The organism is Segatella copri (assembly GCF_002224675.1).
Taxonomy (GTDB): domain Bacteria; phylum Bacteroidota; class Bacteroidia; order Bacteroidales; family Bacteroidaceae; genus Prevotella; species Prevotella copri_U.
Genome location: NZ_NMPZ01000004.1, coordinates 98,712 through 121,135, shown reverse-complemented (window position 1 = coordinate 121,135; position 22,424 = coordinate 98,712). Strand labels below are relative to the sequence as shown.

16 protein-coding genes are annotated in these 22,424 nt (G+C 42.8%); 2 read left to right on the top strand and 14 right to left on the bottom strand.

Translation table 11 applies throughout. The features are described 5' to 3' along the window. Nucleotides 1-281: 281 nt before the first annotated feature. From CFT61_RS03955 to CFT61_RS03900, 14 genes are all read right to left on the bottom strand, one after another. The gene (locus CFT61_RS03955) at nt 282-2,042 is read right to left on the bottom strand and encodes a RagB/SusD family nutrient uptake outer membrane protein (protein ID WP_089543175.1); all 1,761 of its coding nucleotides are present in this window, start codon (nt 2,040-2,042) and stop codon (nt 282-284) included. Nucleotides 2,043-2,053: 11 nt separating this feature from the next. Then, nucleotides 2,054-5,347, bottom strand: a complete 3,294-nt coding sequence (locus tag CFT61_RS03950; protein WP_176425490.1) for a TonB-dependent receptor — start codon at nt 5,345-5,347, stop codon at nt 2,054-2,056. Between the two features lie 121 nt (nt 5,348-5,468). After that, nucleotides 5,469-6,494: a FecR family protein gene (locus CFT61_RS03945; RefSeq protein WP_089543173.1), complete on the bottom strand. Its 1,026-nt coding sequence runs from the start codon at nt 6,492-6,494 to the stop codon at nt 5,469-5,471. A 66-nt stretch (nt 6,495-6,560) separates the two neighbouring features. Further along, a complete protein-coding gene (locus CFT61_RS03940; protein ID WP_089543172.1) occupies nt 6,561-7,154 on the bottom strand; it encodes an RNA polymerase sigma-70 factor in 594 nt (197 codons plus the stop codon). 316 nt (nt 7,155-7,470) lie between these two features. Further along, on the bottom strand, nt 7,471-7,602 hold the full coding sequence (locus CFT61_RS17175; RefSeq protein WP_254918840.1) for a hypothetical protein: 132 nt from the start codon (nt 7,600-7,602) through the stop codon (nt 7,471-7,473). A 39-nt stretch (nt 7,603-7,641) separates the two neighbouring features. Beyond that, nucleotides 7,642-7,803: a hypothetical protein gene (locus tag CFT61_RS16825; RefSeq protein ID WP_176425489.1), complete on the bottom strand. Its 162-nt coding sequence runs from the start codon at nt 7,801-7,803 to the stop codon at nt 7,642-7,644. A 5-nt stretch (nt 7,804-7,808) separates the two neighbouring features. After that, entirely contained in the window at nt 7,809-10,157 is a 2,349-nt protein-coding gene (locus CFT61_RS03935; RefSeq protein ID WP_089543171.1) for a leucine-rich repeat protein, read from the bottom strand. Between the two features lie 566 nt (nt 10,158-10,723). After that, nucleotides 10,724-11,488 carry a hypothetical protein gene (locus CFT61_RS03930; RefSeq protein WP_142990547.1) on the bottom strand — a complete coding sequence of 255 codons (765 nt, stop codon included), beginning with the start codon at nt 11,486-11,488 and terminating at the stop codon, nt 10,724-10,726. A gap of 17 nt (nt 11,489-11,505) precedes the next feature. Then, on the bottom strand, nt 11,506-12,480 hold the full coding sequence (locus tag CFT61_RS03925) for a DUF6578 domain-containing protein (protein ID WP_089543169.1): 975 nt from the start codon (nt 12,478-12,480) through the stop codon (nt 11,506-11,508). A gap of 565 nt (nt 12,481-13,045) precedes the next feature. Next, nucleotides 13,046-15,022 carry a hypothetical protein gene (locus tag CFT61_RS03915; RefSeq protein ID WP_089543221.1) on the bottom strand — a complete coding sequence of 659 codons (1,977 nt, stop codon included), beginning with the start codon at nt 15,020-15,022 and terminating at the stop codon, nt 13,046-13,048. Nucleotides 15,023-15,028: 6 nt separating this feature from the next. Continuing rightward, nucleotides 15,029-18,712, bottom strand: a complete 3,684-nt coding sequence (locus tag CFT61_RS03910; RefSeq protein WP_254918839.1) for a hypothetical protein — start codon at nt 18,710-18,712, stop codon at nt 15,029-15,031. Between the two features lie 124 nt (nt 18,713-18,836). Further along, nucleotides 18,837-19,616, bottom strand: coding sequence for an NYN domain-containing protein (locus CFT61_RS03905; RefSeq protein WP_089543167.1), 780 nt, complete (start codon nt 19,614-19,616; stop codon nt 18,837-18,839). A 155-nt stretch (nt 19,617-19,771) separates the two neighbouring features. Beyond that, complete coding sequence (locus tag CFT61_RS16820; protein ID WP_176425488.1) at nt 19,772-19,921, bottom strand: hypothetical protein; 150 nt, start codon at nt 19,919-19,921, stop codon at nt 19,772-19,774. 12 nt (nt 19,922-19,933) lie between these two features. Next, nucleotides 19,934-20,650, bottom strand: coding sequence for a hypothetical protein (locus tag CFT61_RS03900; protein WP_089543166.1), 717 nt, complete (start codon nt 20,648-20,650; stop codon nt 19,934-19,936). 452 nt (nt 20,651-21,102) lie between these two features. Here CFT61_RS03900 and CFT61_RS03890 point away from each other — a divergent pair, with 452 nt between their 5' ends. Both CFT61_RS03890 and CFT61_RS03885 read left to right on the top strand, forming a co-directional pair. Then, complete coding sequence (locus CFT61_RS03890) at nt 21,103-21,552, top strand: hypothetical protein (RefSeq protein WP_089543164.1); 450 nt, start codon at nt 21,103-21,105, stop codon at nt 21,550-21,552. Next, entirely contained in the window at nt 21,542-22,300 is a 759-nt protein-coding gene (locus CFT61_RS03885) for a WYL domain-containing protein (protein WP_089543163.1), read from the top strand. The genes CFT61_RS03890 and CFT61_RS03885 overlap by 11 nt, the downstream gene beginning before the upstream one ends. The last annotated feature ends 124 nt before the right edge of the window (nt 22,301-22,424 follow it).

Here is a 22,424-nt window from a genome sequence, read left to right as displayed (position 1 = left end):
AAATACTCACTTATTGGTAAGCACAGACAATGTAAAAGGACAATAGAAGGCAAATCACCACCAATAATCCCAAACATCATTTAGCATTCTCCACATGTTGGCATTAGCTTTTGTCTCTTTCTCTGTAACTGTTGGTTCATAGCAATCCCAACTATCCAACCCATAGGTGGGGTCTGTGCCCACTCTCGGAAGCTTTGCTTCTCCTAGGCACAGACGCTATTAACCAAAACCATGAACAAACTAACAAAAGTTATGACAGTTTCCTTTATAAAGATACATGTTTACTTGTTATATCCAGGATTCTGAACAAGATTTGGATTCTTATCCATCTCAGACTTCGGGATAGGCAACCAGTACATCTTGTCATCCCATTTACGGTCACCACCCACATCACTTCTCAACTTATCCACCTCATATGTCTTCTTTCCATCAGGATATTTCTTGATAGTGATGGCATGAACGGTAGAACCGAAGTATTTAGGAGCTTCCTTCCAGCGACGTACATCAAAGTAGCGATGCTCCTCAAAAGCGAATTCTATGCGGCGCTCATTCTTAATAGCCTCCAGCAGATCAGTACCTGTAGCTGTGACAGCAGGCATTCCTGCACGCTGTCTTACTGGCTTCAATGCTTCTCTAGCACCTTCTTCGTCACCTGTGTAATATAGCGCTTCTGCCTTGTTTAGATATAACTCTGCCATACGGAGGTGGATCCAGTTTCGGGCACAGAAGTTCCATGAGTTCAAGGCATATCCCTCATCCATAAACTTCTTCATATTGTAGCCCGTTGGTGAAGCATTCCAACTGTCATTGCCAAACTTGGTGTCTTTTCCACCACCAGTGATATTGCCATTGCCGTCAACATCGAAGTAGGTTTCCACATTTCTGGTCATCCACTTGGCTCCATCATATAAGATGGTGGCATAGAATCTAGGATCACGGTTGGCATAAGGATTTGCCTTTTCTTCCGGATTGTTCCAGTCAAACTTGCTGGCAACGCCATCCTTTACCACTTCATAGGCATCCACCAGCTCCTGCAAAGGACAGTTGCCTCCCCATCCACCATAGCCGTTAGGATTGTTGTACTGATCGCAGCTGGAGATGCTTTCACCATCAGCGCTGCTGGTACCCATGCGGGCAAACAGTGTTTCCTTGTTGGCAGCTGTGTTGTCCATGAATATCAACTGATAATTCTTGGAAGGATCACCATTCAGGTTATAAAGCTCATATCCGGCATTCTGTGCAGCATCCAGTGCTTCTGTTGCAGCCTTGGCAGCCTTCTGCCATCTGTCAGGTTCTGGGGTAGTATAGCCTACCTCTGGTATCTTGACATCCTCATTCATAAGAGGACTGGCAGCATAAAGCAGGATACGGGACTTGAGAGCCAAAGCGGCAACGCTGGTTGCTCGTCCATAGTCATCCCCACTCCAGTTAGCCGGCAATTCCTTGGCAGCCTGATCCAATTCGCTAACCAGGAAATCAATACATTCCTTATACGTATTGCGCTTCTGTCCTACAATTTCTTCACGATCGTTGATAGAAAAGCTCTTGGTAATGATAGGCATGGCACCCCATCTGGCAATAAGATCCCAATACTCAAAGGCACGGATGAATCGTACCTGTCCCACCAACTTCGTCTTTTCAGTCTCGTCAGTGAAAGCTACATTGTCCACACGCTCAAAGAAGATGTTGCAGTTGGAAATATTAGTCCATTTGGTACTCCAGGAACGATTGTCCCATCCCCACCAGGCACCATTCATTCTACCCAGGTCTGTAGGACTTAGACGGGCAAAGTTATGGGTTTCACAACCGCGCAACCAGGTAAGTTCGGTCTCATCTACGATTGAACTTTGCATGGATTCTGCGCCATTTACTCCCACCTGATTATATCTTGAATTGACGAAAGCCTTCAAGAGAGCCGGATCCGACCAGAGGTCATTGTCAGAGATTTCAGTCAAAGGCTTTTTGTCCAGGATATCAGCACATGAAGCCAACATCGTGGTAGCCATCAATCCTATAGTAAGGTACTTAATATATAGTTTCATAATTCTTCTAATTAAAATGTGACGTTAATTCCGAAATTGTACACTTTAGACTGTGGAGTGTTCCATGCAGCCCATCCCTGACTGTTCTCCTGTGTCTCAGGGTCGATATTCTTGATACCAGTAAAGGTAAGAAGGTTATAACCCGTCAAGCAGAGGCGGACACCTGATATTGGAGTGCCCTTGAACCAGCTCTTAGGACAGTTGTATGCCAATTCAATGCTCTTCAAGCGCAGATATGATGCATTGTTGAGCCAGAAAGAGTTACGATAGTTACCACCACCAGTAACCGTTGCATCACGGTTATAGGTACGAGGATATTTGGCATTTGGATTGTCTTCCGTCCAGCGGTTGTCATAGAAATCCTTGGTAAAGTTACCGATGATACCAGCCTCCATGAAGGTATATTGCCATACACGGGCTGCACCCTGCCACAGCATGTTCAGACTCCAGTTCTTGTAGGTGGTACCGAGGTTGATGCCATACATGATTTCAGGTACAGCAGGCTTGTCCATTCTAACCTTGTCATCACCGTCGATTTTCTTATCACCATTCACATCTCTGAACTTGACATCACCAACACGTGCATCAGAAAGATGAGGATAGGAATCAAGATCGTCCTGAGTACGGAAAATACCTATAGACTCATACATCAGATAATTGCTGCCCTGCGTACCGATGGTCTTACCAGTACGGCGCTGCCATTCCAAGGTTTCTGCAGGCTCGTCAATATAATCAATTGTACCATGGCTATAGCTGAAGTTACCACTCAGGTGAAGTCCCCAGTCCTTGTTGAGCTGACGATTGTAGCCAAGGGTAAACTCAGTTCCTATGCTCTTACATTTACCGATGTTCTCATCTGGAAGCGAAAGACCGGCATACTCTGGAATAGCTGCATTTCTGGCAGTCAGGATATTGCTTCGCTTGGTTACGAAGAAGTCACCCTCAAAGTTGAAGTAATCAAGGAAATTAGACTCGATACCCACGTTCCAGGTATCAGCCACCTCCCATGTAATGTTAGGGTTGGCCGTACGGTTGAGACGCAAACCTGTATTTGCTTTTCCGCCATTGGCACCAAACACGCCAGGGTTGCTGAATGTATAGGCAGTTACATACTGGAATGCGGAAACCTTGTCATTACCCATCTGGCCCCATGAAGCACGCAGTTTGAGGTAGTCCATCCACTTGACGTGTTCTTTCCAGAACTTCTCCTCTGAAATGCGCCAACCCATGGATACACCAGGGAAGAAACCGAAGCGGTTACCCTTAGGGAAATTCTCGGAACCGTCATAACGCCAGTTGAACTGGAAGAGATACTTGCCTGCATAGTCGTAATCTACACGACCAAAGTAGTTGAGACGGGCTGTTTCGGATGCAGTTCCGTCATTGGTTGCTGAATTGGAATCTCCTGCGAAGAGCTCATCAATGGAAGTAGAAACAAAGTCCTGGCGACGACCAGAGAGATAGTCATAGCGGCTCTTGTATTGCTCCCACGCAACAAACGCACTAACATTGTGAACCAAATTGAATGTACGCTTGTAATTGATTCGGGCATTCATGGTGATACCCAAGGTCTGATGCATATTCTCAGACAGGACATTCTGACCTTGCTGTACAGGAACATAGTCATTGTTCTCATACGAATAGAGATAGAACTTCTTCTGGAAATTCTTATAGAATACATCAGAACGGTCCACATAGAATCCTGCATCGGCAGAGAGACCCTTTGCCAACCAAGGCATCTCCAGATGCATGGTGAGATCAGCATTCAGATAAGAACGACGGTCGCGCTGATACCCCATTGTATCATCCATACCGGTGGCAGGTGCGAAGTTATCCTGCTTGGAAGATACCGTACCATAGTTGGTACCAGGATACCAGACATTCACCATCGGATTATATTTGATAAGATAACGCCAGATATCCTCAGAACCGGTAACAGGAGAGTTGCGGTCTTCCTGTCGGAAGGCAACATTCACGCTGAACTTCAAAAGATCCGAAGGAGTGATATCTATGTTCGATCTTAAGTTATACTGATTATAATTGCTGGCACTATTCTTGTAATAGTTGTCTTGATACTGATAGCCAAGTGAAACATAATATGATACCGTCTTACCTCCACCACTGGCAGAAACATTGTGCTGGGTTTGAACAGCAGGCTTGAGCATCAGGTCAAATGCATCAATATTAGGATAGTTCAAGGGATCACTTCCATCCTTGAACTTCTGAATTTCTTCTGCAGAATACTTACCTGGAGTGATTTCATTCAGCAACTCTGCATACTGCCATGAGTTACACATCTCAGGTAATACAGTAGGAGAGCTGACACCCACATTACCAGTATATTGAACCTTGAGATCACCCTTTGAACCACGTTTGGTGGTTACCAGAATGACACCATTGGCTGCTCGGGAACCGTAGATAGCAGCCGATGCATCCTTCAAGATGGTGATACTCTCAATATCATTAGGATCCAGACGTCCCAAAGAACCGGCGCGGTCAGCCACGCCATCCACAACCAGCAAAGGAGATGCATTGCCGATTGTACTGGCACCACGAATCAGAAGACCAGCGTCATCGTAACCCGGCTCACCACTGCGGTTGTAAGAGATAAGACCAGGAAGACGGCCAGCCAATGTATTGGTAATGTTAGGAGTAGGAACAGCAGCCAGGTCATCACCCTTGGTAGATGCCATGGAACCAGTTACAGAAACTTTCTTCTGCGTACCGTAACCCACCACAACAATCTCCTCAAGAGACTTATTGTCTTCCTTCATGATCACGCTGAGCGATGATGAGTTGCCTGTCTTGATGAGTTTTGTACTGTAACCTACATAAGAAACTTCCAACTCATCACCTGGAGATACTTCCAGCGAGAAATTACCATCCAAGTCAGAGATTGTTCCAGTGCTCTCATGCCCCTTTACTCTAACGGTAGCACCAATGATAGGTTCGCCGTTTCCGTCCTTGATGACACCTTTTACACGTCGCTGGTTTCCCACCTGTTGAGCACCTTGATGCTTGATAGAAGCCTTTGAAATAATGACATTTTTTCCTTTCAAGGTATAGGTTACACCTTGACCTCTAAGGACTTGTCCAATAGCTTCTGCACAATTGGATGCATTGACTGAAACACGTTTGCTGGTGTTTAGGTCTTTTGCTTCATAAACAAAAGAATAGCCGCAAGTCTGCTGCAACTTGTTAAGTGCCTGCTTTACCGTGACATTCTGCAAATTCACGCTCTGAGCCGAAATGCTCATGTTCAAGCACAAGGCAGCAGCAGTTAGAAAGATTTGTCTTTTATCCATAACAAATTTCATTTAAGTTGTTAATTGTTGTTGCTAAATTTGGCTTATAGACGACGTATTTTGCAAAATGGGTAGTGAGAAAGCACATTTTTTCTAAAAAAACATTTTTTTCCTCAATTTCCTACTGAATAATGATAGTCTTACCACTTATTTTATAGGTGAACTTTCCTGTTGCAGCAAGCGCCTCCATGATATCATACACATTTTGACTGTTTCTGTAAAAAACACCATAAAAATGGAGTGAGTTTTGCTTAGATGGAGATATCTTGAATTTGATAGAATAGCATCTTTCCAATACAGCTGCTATGTCCTTGAGAGACTCGCCATTAAAGGCAATGATACCTTTGGTCCACTGACATTTATTAGCCAGAGTTTTTGTATCCAGTAGTGTCATAGCACCAGTTTTCTTGTCAAAAACCACATGCTGATTCGGAAGCAAGGTGATTTCCTGCTTAGATTCAATGCATGTCATATTCACCTTGCCTTCATCAAGAGCCACAAGAGCCTGTGTCTCCTTTGGGTAATCACAGAAGTTGAACTTTGTACCCAACACCTTGACGATGATGTTGGCAGAGTTGACGATAAATGGCTTGGTACTATCCTTCTTGACCTCAAAATACCCTTCACCTTCTATATTGACGATACGGCTATCCACTCCATATCCCTGTGAATATGAAATCCTGGAACCTCCATTAAGCTTCACAATAGAGCCGTCCGGCAAGTTAACACTGGTACTGGAGCCATTAGGGGTGGCAACAACGATATCAGCAAAGGTGTTCTGCAGATTCTTCTGTCCCTGCTGATAAGACAGATAGGTTGCTCCAAACAATATAAGGAGTGAGGCTGCGATACCGCCAATCCACCTATATATATGGTAGAAACGAGGATTCTCTTCCTTCTGATCCTCATCTGTTTCATCTGAATCTTCTGAAATCTTATGCAAGAAACGCTGGTAGGCAGCCTTGTAGTCGTAGCTGTCCAACTCTTCCTGGGTAGTACTGGCTGCCCATATTTCCTTCAGTTCATCAAATGTTTTTTTAGCTTCCTCAGACTGTCGGATTTCGTCTTCAAGAAGAAGGATACCTTCTGAATCGAGATTACCGGTAAAATATCTTATAGCTAATTCTTCAAATTGTATTTTGTTCATATTCTTGATACGTTTTGCTTATTGACGATGTTCTGGTAAAGAAGTGTAGTTAAAAAAATATCTTTTTCAGTTCATTAACAAAAATAAGGATAAAGCTATCAGATAGTGCTCCAGTTTCTCTCGCAATATCTTGAGCGCATTCTTGAGATGATACTTTACTGTATTGACAGAAATGCCTAATTCGTCTGCAATTTCCTTATTTTTCTTGTTTTCCATTCTGCTTTTTATGAACACCTGCCTGCATTCGACGGGAAGCTCTTCGATCGCCTGGATGACTTTTTCCTCCAGCTCTTTGGAAAGAAGAGTTCCATAAGGAGAATCACCGGCAGTTTGGCTATCCATATAATAACCAGCTTTATCCGATAAGCTAGATATGGGCTTTTCATTTTGGTTTCTCTTGAGCTTAAGCGTGTCAAGACACTTGTTCCTTACTGCCGTTACTAAATAGCTTCTGATGGATTTGGTGATATTCAAACTTTCACGGTTTTCCCATAAGTGGTAGATAACATCTTCCACAACAGATTCTGCAGAAAATCTATCATGTAGATAGAAATTGGCAAAATGACACAATATGGCATAATGGTTCCTGTAAAGAATGCCATATGCACTCTCATTACCAGCCTTCAGTTGTTCATAAAGAATTTGTTCTTCTGAGTTCATCACACTTTATAAGATTTGCACACCCAACTTCCGCAGCACTTATCCATAATCTATAGCCCCCCCAAGTTACAAAAAGCGGCTCAGGATTTTCATTTCAGAACTTTCACTCACTTTAGTGCTGCAGTTAGAAAACAAGCTAAATTCTGAATGTCAGCCGCAAAAGTACTAATAAAATCCGGAAATTACACTCATTTTGGAGAATTATTTGCAATATAAGTCAACATGAAATTCATTTCTCACAAAAAGACATACTTTGCACATCTGTAAGAAGAGAGAAACCAAGCTGCATGGGCTACTCAATTTCTCTCTTGGCATTCTATTCTTCTATAATCATCTTGACAGCCTGCGTCACCGTCATCAATGGAGGAATCTTCACTCCCTTCTTGCGAAGATGCTTGGTCAGTTCCTTCTCCACCCAATTGAGTCTGGCTTTTCTTTCATCAGCCACATGACGCAGCTGTTTTACGCTAGGAGGCAAAGCTTTCAACTAGTCATGCAACTCTTTCGGATCACCATATTTAACCTTTTCCTCTTCCAGCTCCTTGATGCGGGCTCTCAGAGCTTCATTCTCCTCCACCACCTTATCATAATAGCGAAGCAAGACCTTCATCTGCTGCTCATAAGGCAGATCTTTATTCATATGATACATAGCTGTTATTTTACGATTATTTTCTTTGTTCCACGACCCTGCTTTACAATATAAGTACCCTTAGAGAGAACTTGATGCACGTTGACAGAGGTCGTACCCCGGTATATCGGAGTTCCGTCAAGAGTATAGATCGAAACCAATCCTGTCTGTCCAGCGGCATCTATATTCAAAATTCCAGAAGCTTCATTTTCTTCTATATTGGAGAAGTTCTTCCATACAGAGGCTTCGGCGTATTTAGAACGGCAGCCCTTAGGGACATATAATGTAGCAGACTGATAAATATCTTCGAAAGCGGATTCACTTACCTGAGGAGGAGTGATGGCATCGCAATGAATTTCTCTGATCTTCGGGCAGTTTTCAAAACATCTTTCCCCAATGAGAGACATGCTGCTTGGCAAGGTGATGGTCTCAAGAGAATTGCAACCTTCAAAAGCACCTTTATCCAAATCTGTAATAGCTGACCCAAGGAAAGTCACATTCCTCAGATTCTGGCAAAGATAGAAACATTGCGTACTGATTCTTGTAACATTCTTAGGAATAGAAATATCCTCCAAGGTTAAACAGCCTCTGAAAGTACCGGATTCAAAACTGGTGATACCCTGATCCACTGGTTCTGAAGGGAACACAACCTCTGCCAAGGAAGAGCAGTCACAGAAAAGATACCATCCACTCGATGACCAATACCTGGAGTAATACACCTTGGAGAGCTTCCTGCACCCCTGAAAAGCATAATTGCCTAAAGAGTTTTTCAAATCCGTAAAGTCAATCGTACTTAAGTTATAGGCAGATGCCAGAGCATTGAGGAATCCTGCATCCTCCTGATTCATGTAATTGCTTACCACTACAGTGTGGATACGCTCTAGATCCGGGAACTTATTCAACACGGTTGCCCTTAAACGTCCCATCTCATCAACAGGTAAATTCACATATAGAGTACCATCAGAGAAGGAAACATTGTCGCTGATTTCCTGCTTGGCAAGATCTACATCCTCTGTACTTTCTTCTATATTCTTAAACAACGACCATCCTGCAGCAGTCTTATAATCGGCCAGGGTTCCTTTTGGCACAATCAGACGGGCACTGGAGAATTGGTCTCCAAAACTATCTTCCGTGGCAGAAGGAGGAACCACAGCATCCAACTGAATGGTCTTTAAGTTACTACACAGATAAAAACATTGAATACCTAACGATTGCACAGTAGAAGGTATTCTTATTTCCTCCAATGATGTACAACCCCTAAAAGTACCACCATCAAGTTTCAAATAACCTCCGCTGATGGGATTCGAAGGAAATTCAACTTTGGCGATGCTGTTACAGTCTTCAAACAATAAAAAACCTGTGGAGTTCCAATATCTTGAGTACTTGACTTCTCTAAGTTGACTGCACCCCTGGAAACGATATGAATAAGTTGATTGGAGATTGGTCATATCCAATGACGACAATTGATAGGCACTGGCTAATGCTGCAAGAAAAGAAAAATCGCTATCACCCAGATATCCACTCAAGACAGCATGCTTGATAGAACCTAAGTCTGAAGCTCTACCAAGAACATAATCCCTCAGATTATCTACTTCATCACTTGTCAAATTACAATAGAGGGTGTCATTTGATAGAGAAACATTATCACTCTTCAAGTCTGACTTTCCAATGTATGATAATTTCGGATCCTCCTTATAATTAGAGAACATACACCAACCGGATGTAGTCTTATAATTAGAGATAGCACCTGTAGGTACATAAATGATGGTCGACTCAAACTGGCTATCATAAGTATCCACTGTGGCAATAGGAGCTACTCCAGACTGACAATGTATTTCCTTCAGATTATTGCATAAATAAAAGACTTGTGTATTCAAGTATGTGACACTGGCCGGGATGGAAATCGTTTCAAGTGATGTACACCCACGAAATGTACCCGAAGAAAATGAAGTCAACGAACATTCAGAATCATCCGGAAAAATCACTTCCTTTAAGTTTGTGCAATCTTCAAAAAGTAAATGTCCGGTTTCCGTCCAAAATCTGGAGTATTTAACTGATTCTAAAGACGTACATCCCTCAAGACCTTGGGAAGACATCGTACTACGAAGCTCTGTCATATCAAGATTATGAAGGCTATACTTCTTTCCCAAAGAATGAATAAAGTCTTCATCAGCTTGGGCAATGTATCCCCCAAGTACCATCGTCTTGATAACATTCAAATCGGAAATCTGCGAAGCTCTTTCCTTCAATGTTCCAACATCGGTACTCTCCAAATTACAATACAAGGTATCACTGCTCAAATGAACATCACTCGCATTGACTGCTTGCACAACTAATAAAAATAGCCCCACAAATAATAATTTATGAATGCTCATACACTCCACGTTTTATGCAACACTATACAATATTATCATTTAAGCACGATGAGCAACAGAAGCTGCTTAGGTGTCTGCCACACCAAAAATCATTTGTATAAGTGTTGCAAGTATGCAAACAATCATTGATAGACGGGGCAAATATACGAATAATATTCGAAAATACAATACTTTTATTGAATTATTTCAATTGTTTCTTACTTTTTCCGATATAGAGACGGCTAATACATAATCCCACAATGATACTTATAGAGACGTTCATGGTTTACATCAAGAAATTCCGTAACCTTGTTGTTCTCTATCTTGATATCAACAAGTTCCCGAATCAGCCCAGCAAATCTAGACCAATAACAACAGCTGACATAATACTGAGCTGTCGTTATTGCGGTCATTTTGGTCGTAGATGCGGTCGTTCACGGTCGTTTTAAGTCGTTTTGAGACGTTATTTAGACCATTTGCAGTCGTTTTCGGTCGTGTTCGCGGTCAATTGCGGTCGTTCGCAGTCGTCCCCTCTGATGGACCACTATTAAACAGAGCCGACTTTAACAAGGTGTATGGACCGGTTCTTATATCACTTTTTTCAAAGTCAAGATCAGAGACAAGAACTCTTTCACAAACTCCTGGGTATCTACATAGGCGCAAAACTCGCTATCATAGGGGTAACACCTTGAAATCCAGAATCGGCCCATCTCAGGATGCATGCCTACTGTCTGATGCGAATAATGAAGGTCATATTCTTGTACATGAACAGTGCACACCCCGGTCTTTGTATCGATGATGTCATTCAACCATTGCTTAATACCTGTCAAACATTTGAACGAAAGAGGCAAGTCAAAGACCAATTCATTAATACGGAACGTGAACTGTAGGCTATCTTCTTTTCGTTCCACCTTATACTCAATGTTGTCCTTGATTGAAGGAGGGACAGAAGCCAGGTTAGCTAGCGGACGCAATCTGTCAATCAGCCCATCAACCTTTTCATCGATTAGAAGTTTCCCAACAGTGCCGCTATGATCCTCAAATGGCGGCTCATAATATAGCTCATAGCATCTAGGCATTTGCTCCCAAATAGCTTTAGCGAAGCATAAGCCTTCATAATGCCATGTAATCCAATCAAAGGAAGGCGCTGTCACCGTTTCCACAAAGTCGGTTGCATTCTCGTATCGCTTTACCCATTCCTCTATTCCCGGTACTACGATACTGAAACGAGGACCCAAAGAAGGACTCTCGTTACAAATCTCGTCACCGTATGCAATACCACAGCAACTATCACTATCTATATACAGGACATCAATATCTGGTGATATGCGAATGAAAGACTTTCTATCCATAACTATACTCCCCCTCATTAAAAGTTACTTTCCTTTTCCGGCAAGGGTTTTACCACAGCATCTTTGAGGGTAACGATATATCCCCAAAATGTTCTATCCGTTTTCTCATCACTGCCAAAATCCTTTTCATGGCCATCTGCCCTGAGGATTTCCTCTTGAATGGTATTTGCCTGAGAATATGGGACAACTCTCTTTCCCTTAGGAAACTCACTGCGCTCTGCAATGATTTGGGTAACTATACCACTAATGGAATACTTAGCAAAGCCATGATCCTCTTCTTCAAAATCAATGATGATACCATGAGCATTTTTATACTCTGCAGACATAACGCAAGTCCAATCCACTTTATCACCTACCTCAAACGGATCGCCACTAGTTTGCAGTTGCCACGCTTCGTAATATAGCTTACACTCATCGTAATGAGTCTCTTCCTTGATTTGAAGTTTCTCAATATAGCTTGAAAGACATTCCAGTTCCTTGGACAAATTCGTAAAGCAATTGTCTCCATCCCAATTTAACTGAATCTTACCTGTAAGATGGAGCAGTGCAGCTAAAGGAAAATCAACACCATCGGACCATGCAGTATAGTAACCGTGGATACCGAATGCATTCAGCACACGAAAGCCCTCCACAACAATTGCCTCCTTGAAATCTTCATAAGGAACTGTCTCATGCCATTCTTGAAGAACGTTCTTTTCATCGTCCCTCTGCTGTATATCCATGATGACCATATCGTTTTTTAATAATTTCAGCTCCAGATGCATCTCCCCCGGCTCTTCATCCCATGTAGTTTCCGTCTCTTCGATGTAATCTTCTGATTCATAACCTTCTTTCTTGGCAATGGAAAAATCCAGGCAGGCTTCAATCAAAGAGGCCAACGGATTAGGACCACCATAACCGGCATCACACTTGATCAGCTTATTGCCAATCAACAGCTCAATGCCACAACAACCATAAATGATATACTGAACATGTACTTTAAACTGACTCATACTTCTTGATTTATATTTTTACTTACGATGTTATATTCCCAATTCTCCCATCAGCACCTTTCTGAAGCTGATAGGCAGATATACATTCCCCAAGAAAGCAGCATCCGTGAGCATAGGCGCCATCTCTTTGGAGTATATCCAGCGTTACCGCAACCCACAGGAGTTACCAAGAACTTCTGTTCCGGATGCTCCATGGCATATTGGGTAAATCTCAAGAATGATGCGTATAAGTAACATCCCCGTATTACCACCTGTCATCCAGTAGCGCTCCTCATCTTTATTCAGAATGATACTTTCCAGGTACAAAAATAGGAAGCCATTATGCAATCTATCTGCACTACCAGAAAAAAGATGGTCTCCAGCTGCAAATATACAACTTTTTTTGAATTGCATGAAAAATCTTCAATTCATTGCTGTAAGAATCCTATTTTCTCCCATTATGTATGGCTGTCTATTGCCATAAAAGGAAAGAACATACGCTTCCGAAAAACAAACGAATGACGTGAACCGGTCGAAATATTTCGACCGGTCCTGCTTATATCACTACAACAGGGAACTTGAAACATCACAATTCACTCCAATGCTTTTCATATGTTTCCTTGCTCTCCTTATCCAGATACTCCTGCAAGAACTTAAATGGGAAAGGATAAGTCATCTGCTCACCCCATCGGCCAAAGCCCACCAGTAACATGACCTTCAGTTGCTGGATATCATTCCAAACTCTATCAGGATGCTTTTTCTCAAGGATGAAGATACGACGTACTCTTGGCATCTTGTCTATTTTCTGAGATGCAATGAATTGAATTCTATGACTGTTATTTCCAGATATGTATGAGTAAGCCCCTTCACCGTTCAAGCCCTCAGCCCTCCATAAATGAAAGCCCATGTAGCCACGAAGATACCAATGATTGCAACCATTGGCTTTTCTCTTGAAAACTGACAACGTAGGAATCTCCTTATCATCTTCATCCAGATACCTGGCATAAACTTCATCGATATAAGAAGCATCCAATATAGGAATTTCTTCCGTATCCACGATGAGATACATGTTTCCATCCTTGGCCATCACCTTGTAATCACGAAAACCTTTGATGCGTGATGTAGGACCATAGCCAATGGTATTGGAAACGAATGTATCGAAATCCACTCCCTGTTTGTCAGAAAAGCCATACGCCTTTAAAATCATGTGTCCGGTTTCAATATTTGCAGACAAAGACCCTGCATGAGCCACATCCTTATTTGACTTGAAACAGTAAAACGTCCAATCCTCCATCATTTCCCCTAAGACTGGAGGCATCTGACAATGTATATTGCAATCCTTAACCATCAACTCCATCAAGATTCTAATAGCCATGCTCTTAATGATCTTATCTTGCTTTTCATTTCCAGAATGAACCAGATGCTGAATGGCTATGGAGCTACCATACTTGCTCTTTGAATATTCAGTATCATCTTCCGGCTGACACAATCCAACCACCACATCCGGTGCTTGCCCTCTTTTTGCAAACGCCAAAGAATTACCGATACCCTCTTTCATACAATTCTTGAGCAGAGCAATCTGCTTCTTGGAAGCTGGAGTCTTGAATGGATCTTCGAAACCTATAACCTTGTCCTTAAAGTATTCCGCCAACATTTTCAGCATTTTGTTCTCCGGACTTCCTTCCTGAAAATCCAACACATCATAGTCAGTGAAACTGAGCTCAAGAAGATTTTCAAATTTCTCATTCACCAAATCCACAACCTGACGGATCACAAACAACTTGCCATGATTGTATTTCTTCGAATCGAATGGCCAATAAGGGACAACATTGCGGGTTGCCTTGAATCTCTTCTGCTGGATATAGAGCTCATCCAAGTTATAGACGTTCTCCTTACCCTGCTTGACAACAAATGGACAAAGCGGCTTACCGAGCCAAAGAGTACCATCCATCTCCTTACCTATCTTGAAAACACAATTATTCCTGCGTTTCAAGTCTTCAAAGGTCTTGGGATGTGAAAAGCTAACCGTCTTGGCAGAGAGGTTCATATACTGATTTACCTCTAGCTTCAAACATACAAGCTCCTGGCGCGAAGCAGGAATACCAAAGTTATTGTCATCACATACCAACAACTGACCATTGTTATACATCATGCCATTTTTGCCATGCTTGCCCAACGAATTGACAGCCAAGGATGCAATGATTCTTTTCTGCAGATTCTCACTATAGTCTGATAGGTCATCGAGACGCATAGCCACATCTTCCTGCTTGCCAAGACTCTCCAACACCTTCTTTTCATCACCTCTTCTTACAAGTACGAAGAACTTGGTACAACCTTGTTCATACTGTCCATACTTTGCCCAGAATCCTGCTACAGATACGGCAGGGGTGTCAGAGAGCTGCTCATAAGATAGATTCTTACGATCCTTATCCCTGCTTTTCATACTGTATGAAACAATGGAGTACTTCTTGAAAAGAGCACCACCATCCCAAGTAACCGACAATTTATTCGTCGTCACGGGCAATTTCAGAATTTCTTCTGTACTAAATAAATTTCTTCCCATAATCATTTAACTTTCTATGAGTTTCTTAATCCTTTCCATTACCTCAGGAATCACATGACCTTCCTTGTCAATAACCCCGCAAATCTCATGTGAATCCATAGAGTCATCCGGCATCTTGAGCATGTTGACCGTATAAAGAGGACAGCCGAGTCTTTCTTCCTTGATCATTCGCTTCCTGGAAGTAGCCAGATCACCCTCTCTGTCATTATGCTCAATAAGAGGATTCATGTTTTTTACATCAAAAGCTACCTTGTGGTTGCCATCGGCATCATTGATGACAAAGTCAGCCAGCTCGTAATCCCTTCCCTCCAAATGTGCAAAAGCATCTTCATCACAATGGGTATAGCGGAGAACCAATGCCCTGAATGCCTCTTCACCAATCTCACCGGCATAGTCTGCCATCAAAATCTCCGGATGTAGAATCAAACCTCCAGGCTTCCATTCCGTTGCATAACCATTCTGCTCAAAATGAGCACGAATCACGTCATTCTTCATCAATATATCCAAGCGGACAGACGAAGGAGAAACCGAAGAGCCCTCAATCTCTCCAAGATCATTTCTTGCCCAATCCCCATAACACTTATGAAGGAAGGTGACTATCTTGCTCTTCTCCGTCAGCTCTTCAAAACTATCTATGACAGGCTGGGTAATAATGGTCTGCTTGTAGTATTGGTTCATGATCTGACCATTCCTGACCCTGAATGGAATACCATTTTGCTCCTCATCCTCATCAAAATCCTCTTCATCTGAAAAAGGATGTGGAGTAAAATGAAGAGCATTTCGTCTCATCCTGTTCAATGCTCTCCTGGCTTCAGCAGCGTCATTCATTCGCTTTTCTGCATCCACCCGACACATATCCATGTCCGATTCACCATAATGAGCCACAACATCGCTGACCAAAGCCTTGAACTCCATAGTCTGCGACTTTTGAAGACCAACTCTCATAAAGTAGCCCTTCATATCCTCGTCATAAAGAATGTAGGTAGTATGAGGCTTATTCCTGGTTCTGCAGATTCTGCCCACAGCCTGCTCCAGTATGGTCAGTGCCCAGGAGGCCTTGTCCCTGGCTACAGACTCTTCACGGAAGTAGAGCTTACCCCCGGAAACGGCACAATCCAACCATCTTTTAACCTGGTTGGGAGAGAGCCAGCCACGTTCCTTGAGCATCATCAAAGACATCATCACCCGATAAATTCCCTGTTCATCAGCCAAGCCTGTCCTGTCACCATCCATGGTCAGATAGGAAGTAGGGCTCTGGAGATAAATGGCATCCCAATCCTTCTTGAGCTTAGACTCATCCTTCTCCCAGTTGTCTCCCTTTAAAAAGTCCAAGCCCTCAGGAACCTGATATTGAAGGTTGGCACCTGCCTTGAAACTGCCATAAGCGGTCACAAGCATCACCTTTGAAAGGCTGCCATCACTCAAACCATTCAACACCACTTGCTCCACTTCCTGAAGGTTGTTGGACATGAAAAGATGCTCATTTTCCCATTCAGGCAACCCATCATCAAAATCCCCGCTCTTCAGCTGGTCCTTGTAAGACCCGTCTATGAGACATGCCAATACCCTCATCTGCGTCATCAAGGCCTTGTCCTTCACTGCTGACCTGTTCTGGAAAAACAGCATGCTGTGAATATCATCATGCGTGTAGAACCAGTGATAGGCCTCTATGAACTGATAGATGCGATAAAATTCAAAAGTAGGATCACTGCTCTCACCACCAGTCTTGTATACACGCTCTCTTGCAAGCTTGAACCATTCATCAACATATCCATCATCTACCGCATCCTGACTGAACATCCTGCGATAATGATCCGGCAACCTTACCTTCTCCTTTCTCTTGTCAGCATAGCGGTAATGCTGAAGGGATTCGGTATAAACACGATGTCCCTTAGGATAAGTGGCAGCCACCAATGCATCAAACTTCTCACTTTCCTCCTCGGATAATGTATGAACACGATCCCCCAATACAAACTTGAGATGATCAATATCCAGGTTGCTGATGACCGACTTGCTTGAAGCAGTGGCAGAGCACAAAACCACGGTCACCTGACCAGAAATCACCAAACTATACAGAATCTTCTCCGGAGTTGTAGTAATCTCCCTGCAAGAAAGCCTTACACGATGTGCACTGTCCCTGTCATCTATATCTTCCTGATAAAGCTGACACCCCTGCATGTAGAAGGAGTCGTCCGCCATCTTGATCTTCTTGTCATCAGCCATGATATCCAGGTTCTTGCGATTGGTCATGTAGTCAAGCAGCTGCTGTTCTATGATTTTCTCAGCCCCACTTTCAAAACGGGCCATCAGCGTATGGGTCTCACGTTCCTGTGTTGGCCAACCCATATACTGATCCTTGTCATCTACCATGATCCTGAATTCTTCCTGCCTGCGCTTCAGAGATTCCTGAATGAGATTGCAGAGCTGCTTTTTGACAGCAGTTACATTGCCACCTACCATTCGCAGAAAGTCATCCAATGGCACCACCACTTGAAACTCCTTCCTTAAGTCTTCTCCATCCAGGCTGTGTCCCAACCGAAACTCTTTCTCTCCATGCTTGTAACAGATATAGGCGCGTCCTTTCTCCTTACCGCTGCCAATATCAAGCTTAAAGAGCGAACCAGAAAAAAACACGCCCCTGCGATATGAATCAATCGGCTCAGAACTTCTCAGGAAAATATTCTTGTAAGGAACCACATTTCCCATCTTGCGCTTCCAATTCTCCAGTATGATGCTCTGCCCCTTTTCAAGGGCTCCTACAAGCTTATCATCGTAGTAGGCAGTGGAAAGCTCGTTCCGGCTATTCACCAGGTCCAGATATTGCAAGTAGCCCAGATATCCCCTGCTGTATCTGTTCTCTCCCCCTAGCTTGTTGCATGCCTGCTCAATGATGACATCACGCATGGCCACAGCAGCCTGGTCAGATTCATCAACGATGATCAAGGTCTGCTTATCCGTGAAATTCTTGAGATGAACACTCTCAGACAGAATTGGATCAATGCCATACGTCGCTTTTTGAACCGTCATGAGCAAGACCTTCTTGCTATGTAGGTTTACCTGAGGATAGACCTTCTCTAGCGAAGGAAAATGCTTCAAGACATACTTGATGCTCACATTCTTCACAACACCATCAGCTTGAAGAAGATGCTTGTAGGTATTGAAGAAATTCTTGATTGCATATCTGATTTTTTGCTCCACTTCATTGACAGCCTCCTTAGCAGAAGCATTGTTAGGATCATCCTCCAAGATCCTTACCCAAGTTTCAAGACTGGCTACATATTTCCTGACCTGCTGAATCTTGCCCTCCAGATTACCCACTGCATGATACTTGCGAAGCTCACCCACCTGATACACCATTTCATCCAGCAAAGACTTCAAGGAGCCACTGCCACAGGCCTTCAATACCACCTCGGCATTGTTCTCGACAATAAGCTTCTCATCACTCTTAAGTCCCCCATCCTGATCGATGAACTTCTCAATCTCACGGTTCATACCCTCAATAAGCTTGTTCTGAACACACAGGATGATGATGCGTTCAAAATGCTTGGGATAAAACTCACAGGTAAGCTTGCCAATAGTATATGACTTGCCACCACCTGTGGCCAAATCACAGATGTAAAGTCCAGGATGAACATACTGCTTGAATATGTTCTCCACATGACTGCTTAATTCTTCCTTTTTATCTGCCATACTAATTAAAAAATTAAATTTGCCCACAAAATTACGATATTTCTGTGCAGCCTATCTGCGCAGCAAACAAAAATATTCAAAAAAAAGAAATGACCTGCACTTAAACAAGCCATTTCCTACAATTCTACCGATTCTTCAAACAAACTTTCCGAATGGTCTTCTTTTTCTTCCTGATAGGATGATCCAGGTCAATAAGGAAAGAATCACCGCAAGCATCAATAAGCTTGATGAACTTGCTGAAACCATAGGTCTTGACCTTGAAGCCCGGTTTCCTGAGATGAAGCCTACTGGCCACACACCCCAGTTCAGACCAACCATCGCTCTCTGCAGCCTCACTGACCACCTCCCTTAACAAGGCTATGAGTTTCCGGCTGATCCCAGGAGTCATCTTCTGAGAAGTACTTCCCTTCTCCTTACTACCAGCACTAGGAGAACTGGAGACAGAGGATGCGGAACCACAATCATCATGATTCCCGTCAAAGAAGATGTAATCGTGACAAGCCATGACAAAAGACTCAGGTGTCTTCTTCTCTCCCATACCAATCACCATCTTCCCAGACTCCCTGATGCGCATGGCCAGCCTAGTGAAATCACTGTCACTGGATACGATGTAAAACACATCTATATCGTTCTGATACAACAAATCCATGGCATCAATCACCAGGGCAAAATCCGTAGAGTTCTTACCAGAGGTAAATGAATACTGCTGAATGGGAAGGAAGGCATGCTTCCGAAGCTCAGCCTTCCATGCGGAGAGATTGGGCTTGGTCCAATCAGCATATATACGCTTGACAGTAACCAAGCCACCCAGGTTGTTCTTGACAGCTGTCATCACCTGCCCGATGCGATGATGAGACACATTCTCAGCATCCACCAATAATGCAATCTTACGTTCTTGAACCATAACCTACCATTTAAAGTTCATCAAGCCACTTCTTGCCCCGAGGGGTATTGATCCAGATAAGCACCCCCACAGCAATGGCAAGACAAAGGGAGAAGGAAATCGTAAAATAGCTTGTAGCGGCATCCACTCCCTTGTCAGTGATCCTAATGACAATATCAAGAATGATCATGAAGCCAAGCCTTCTGCTCGTAACTCAACCTGTCCCAATTGGTCTTTGGCTTTCTTTTCTTGCCATCCCCCATCACAGCTTTCGTTGTTCCCTTGCCAAGCACTCCAAACAACAGCAACAAAAATAAAATCTCCATAATCCAACGCTTTTACTTGATTACACTAAAAGTCCCCACAGGAATCTCCTGGGCAGAAGCCACAGCCATGAAGACGATACCATACTCACCCGGCTCCAATTCAGAAGCAGGAATATCTATCAGATAACTCTGATTGCCATACTTGTGACCCGTGAAGGCCAAAAATCCCTTCTTCCTGGCATCGGAACTACCCAGCAAGGAAGGCTTGAAAGTCATCCACTGAATTCGTCTGTCTTTCTTGGAAGCCTTGAATCGTACAATTCGGTAAATACCCATAGGATCCACCTCATTCTTCTCCGCCTTGATAAGCAGGCGAAGACCATTGCCAGACTTCTTCACAGTATAGGCAGAACGTCCTCCTTCAAAGGCAATATCCATACCCTCAACTCCAGGCAGCGTGTTCACTGCATCTGCAGCCATGCCCACACCAGCAGCCGTACCCATCACTCTCACTCCGGCCTCCAAACCAGACAAGCTGCCCGTGCTGGCACCCACCAGTCCACCGGCAAAACCGAGATCACTCACCGCACCGGCAATCTTGGAGAACTTGGAGAACTTGCTCTGGTGCTTCTCCACCTTGCCACTCTCCTTAGGCAGGACATCATAGGTAGAATCACTCGTCAGCACGCAATAGCTATTAATGAACTCAGGCTCTGGAGCTACTACCCTCTGTGCATGCGCATTGCTGAACAAAGCACACGCAGCTATCAAAAACAAAATCTTCTTCATTGTTTTCTTTCTTTTTAAACGGTTATATTATTATCATTGTCTCTCACTATCATAGCCAATGGGTAGGAGCTCCATGTGTTACATATTCAGGCCTAAACACAGTTATCCCAAAGAGCTATAAATGTCGAGAGCATTTCTGCATCTCGGCGGCAAAGGTATAATTTTCCCCCATAAGTTCCAAACAAAATCAGCGTTTTTTTCAGAGGCTAAAATCTTGGTAAAAAGCGATTTATTTACAAATAAGACAACCCCCAAAAACGCAATTACAAAGAAAGTCGCGCACGCGCGCACGCGAGGAGAATCCTTGACAAATGCACAAAAACTTTAACCTTTGTTAAGAAACAGAATAAAAACACATCATATTTTCAACAATATGGTATTCGTTTGAATACTTTAACTTTATTAATTTGGTTATAAGTATTTAGTTGAATACCTTTGCACCAAAAAGAAACATGAGACATTACATTATATATATAAAATGGGAAAAATCACAATTTGAAGGCTACGTATATCAAGAATTAGGCCTTGATGTCGTGGAGAAAATCGAATCACCAGATTTCAATCAATTCATCCAGTTAGCAGAAGGATGTATTGAAATCTTAGAACCAGAATTCCTGAAAACAGACAACAGGTATCCTGAGTGGTATAAAAATCAAGAGTATGATTTTACGTATCAATTTGCAGATGTAGCTTCCCTCCTTAAGGCATATAATACATATGTTCCGCTGGCAACTCTAAGTAAGGCAACGCACATCAACAAAGGTCTGCTTTCCCATTATGCCAATCGTTTGAAGGTTCCACGCGAAAAACAGCGTGATACAATCATCAAGACCTTCCAAGAAATTGGCACAAGACTCATGAATACTAAAGTAGAATTTAAAAATAGAGATTATGAAATTTGATAAAATCACCCAATTGAGATTCCTTATCTTAGACTGGTGCTTATCGGATAAGGAGCATAAATATACATACGAAGAACTTACAGCAAGAATGGACGAAGCCCTTTTCGGCGATTCATCTTTCTCGATTCTACCAAGCCTGGTGGATGACGATATCAATGCTATACAAAACTACATAGCTTTTGATACACAGATTATATCTTATCCTATGGAAGATGGAGAAAAATGCTATTACGGATACGAAGATCCATGCTACCGTATGTTTTATAATAAACTCTCCTTTGAAGAGTTAAAGAAAATATGTTCAACTTTAAGACCCCTATATATATCCGTAAAAACGTATGAGGAATATAAAGATTCATCCGAACTAACTTTTCTGCATGAAATCATCCTAAATCTTGAAGAAAGATTAGGTATAAGCGGAAAGATTCCAAGCGCAGAAGAAACGTACAGCCTTAAAGGATTGGAACATCTTCCAAATCTTGTAGATGCCATCATCAACAAGCAGCCTCTCAAGATTTACTATCGCACATTCAACCAACGCGAGTTTGAAGTAACATGCCATCCCTACTATATAAAGCTACATAATAATAGGTGGTTCTTGCTGGCATGGACAAAGCAGTACAATCAATTGGGATATTATACACTAGATCGAATCGTAACATTCGAAAAAGAAGAGGTTCCATACATTTGCATCAACAAAAAATATGACTTAGGTAAATATTTCGATGCAATTACCATGCTAGGTTAGAATTTGACTAAATCCATAAGTACTTGCCGGAAGACAGGGTTTAAAAGGTAAACCACAAGCATAAGGTAAAATTGAAGAGAGAGCACCGACAAATGATTTACTGGGTCCATTTTGAAAAGTCATT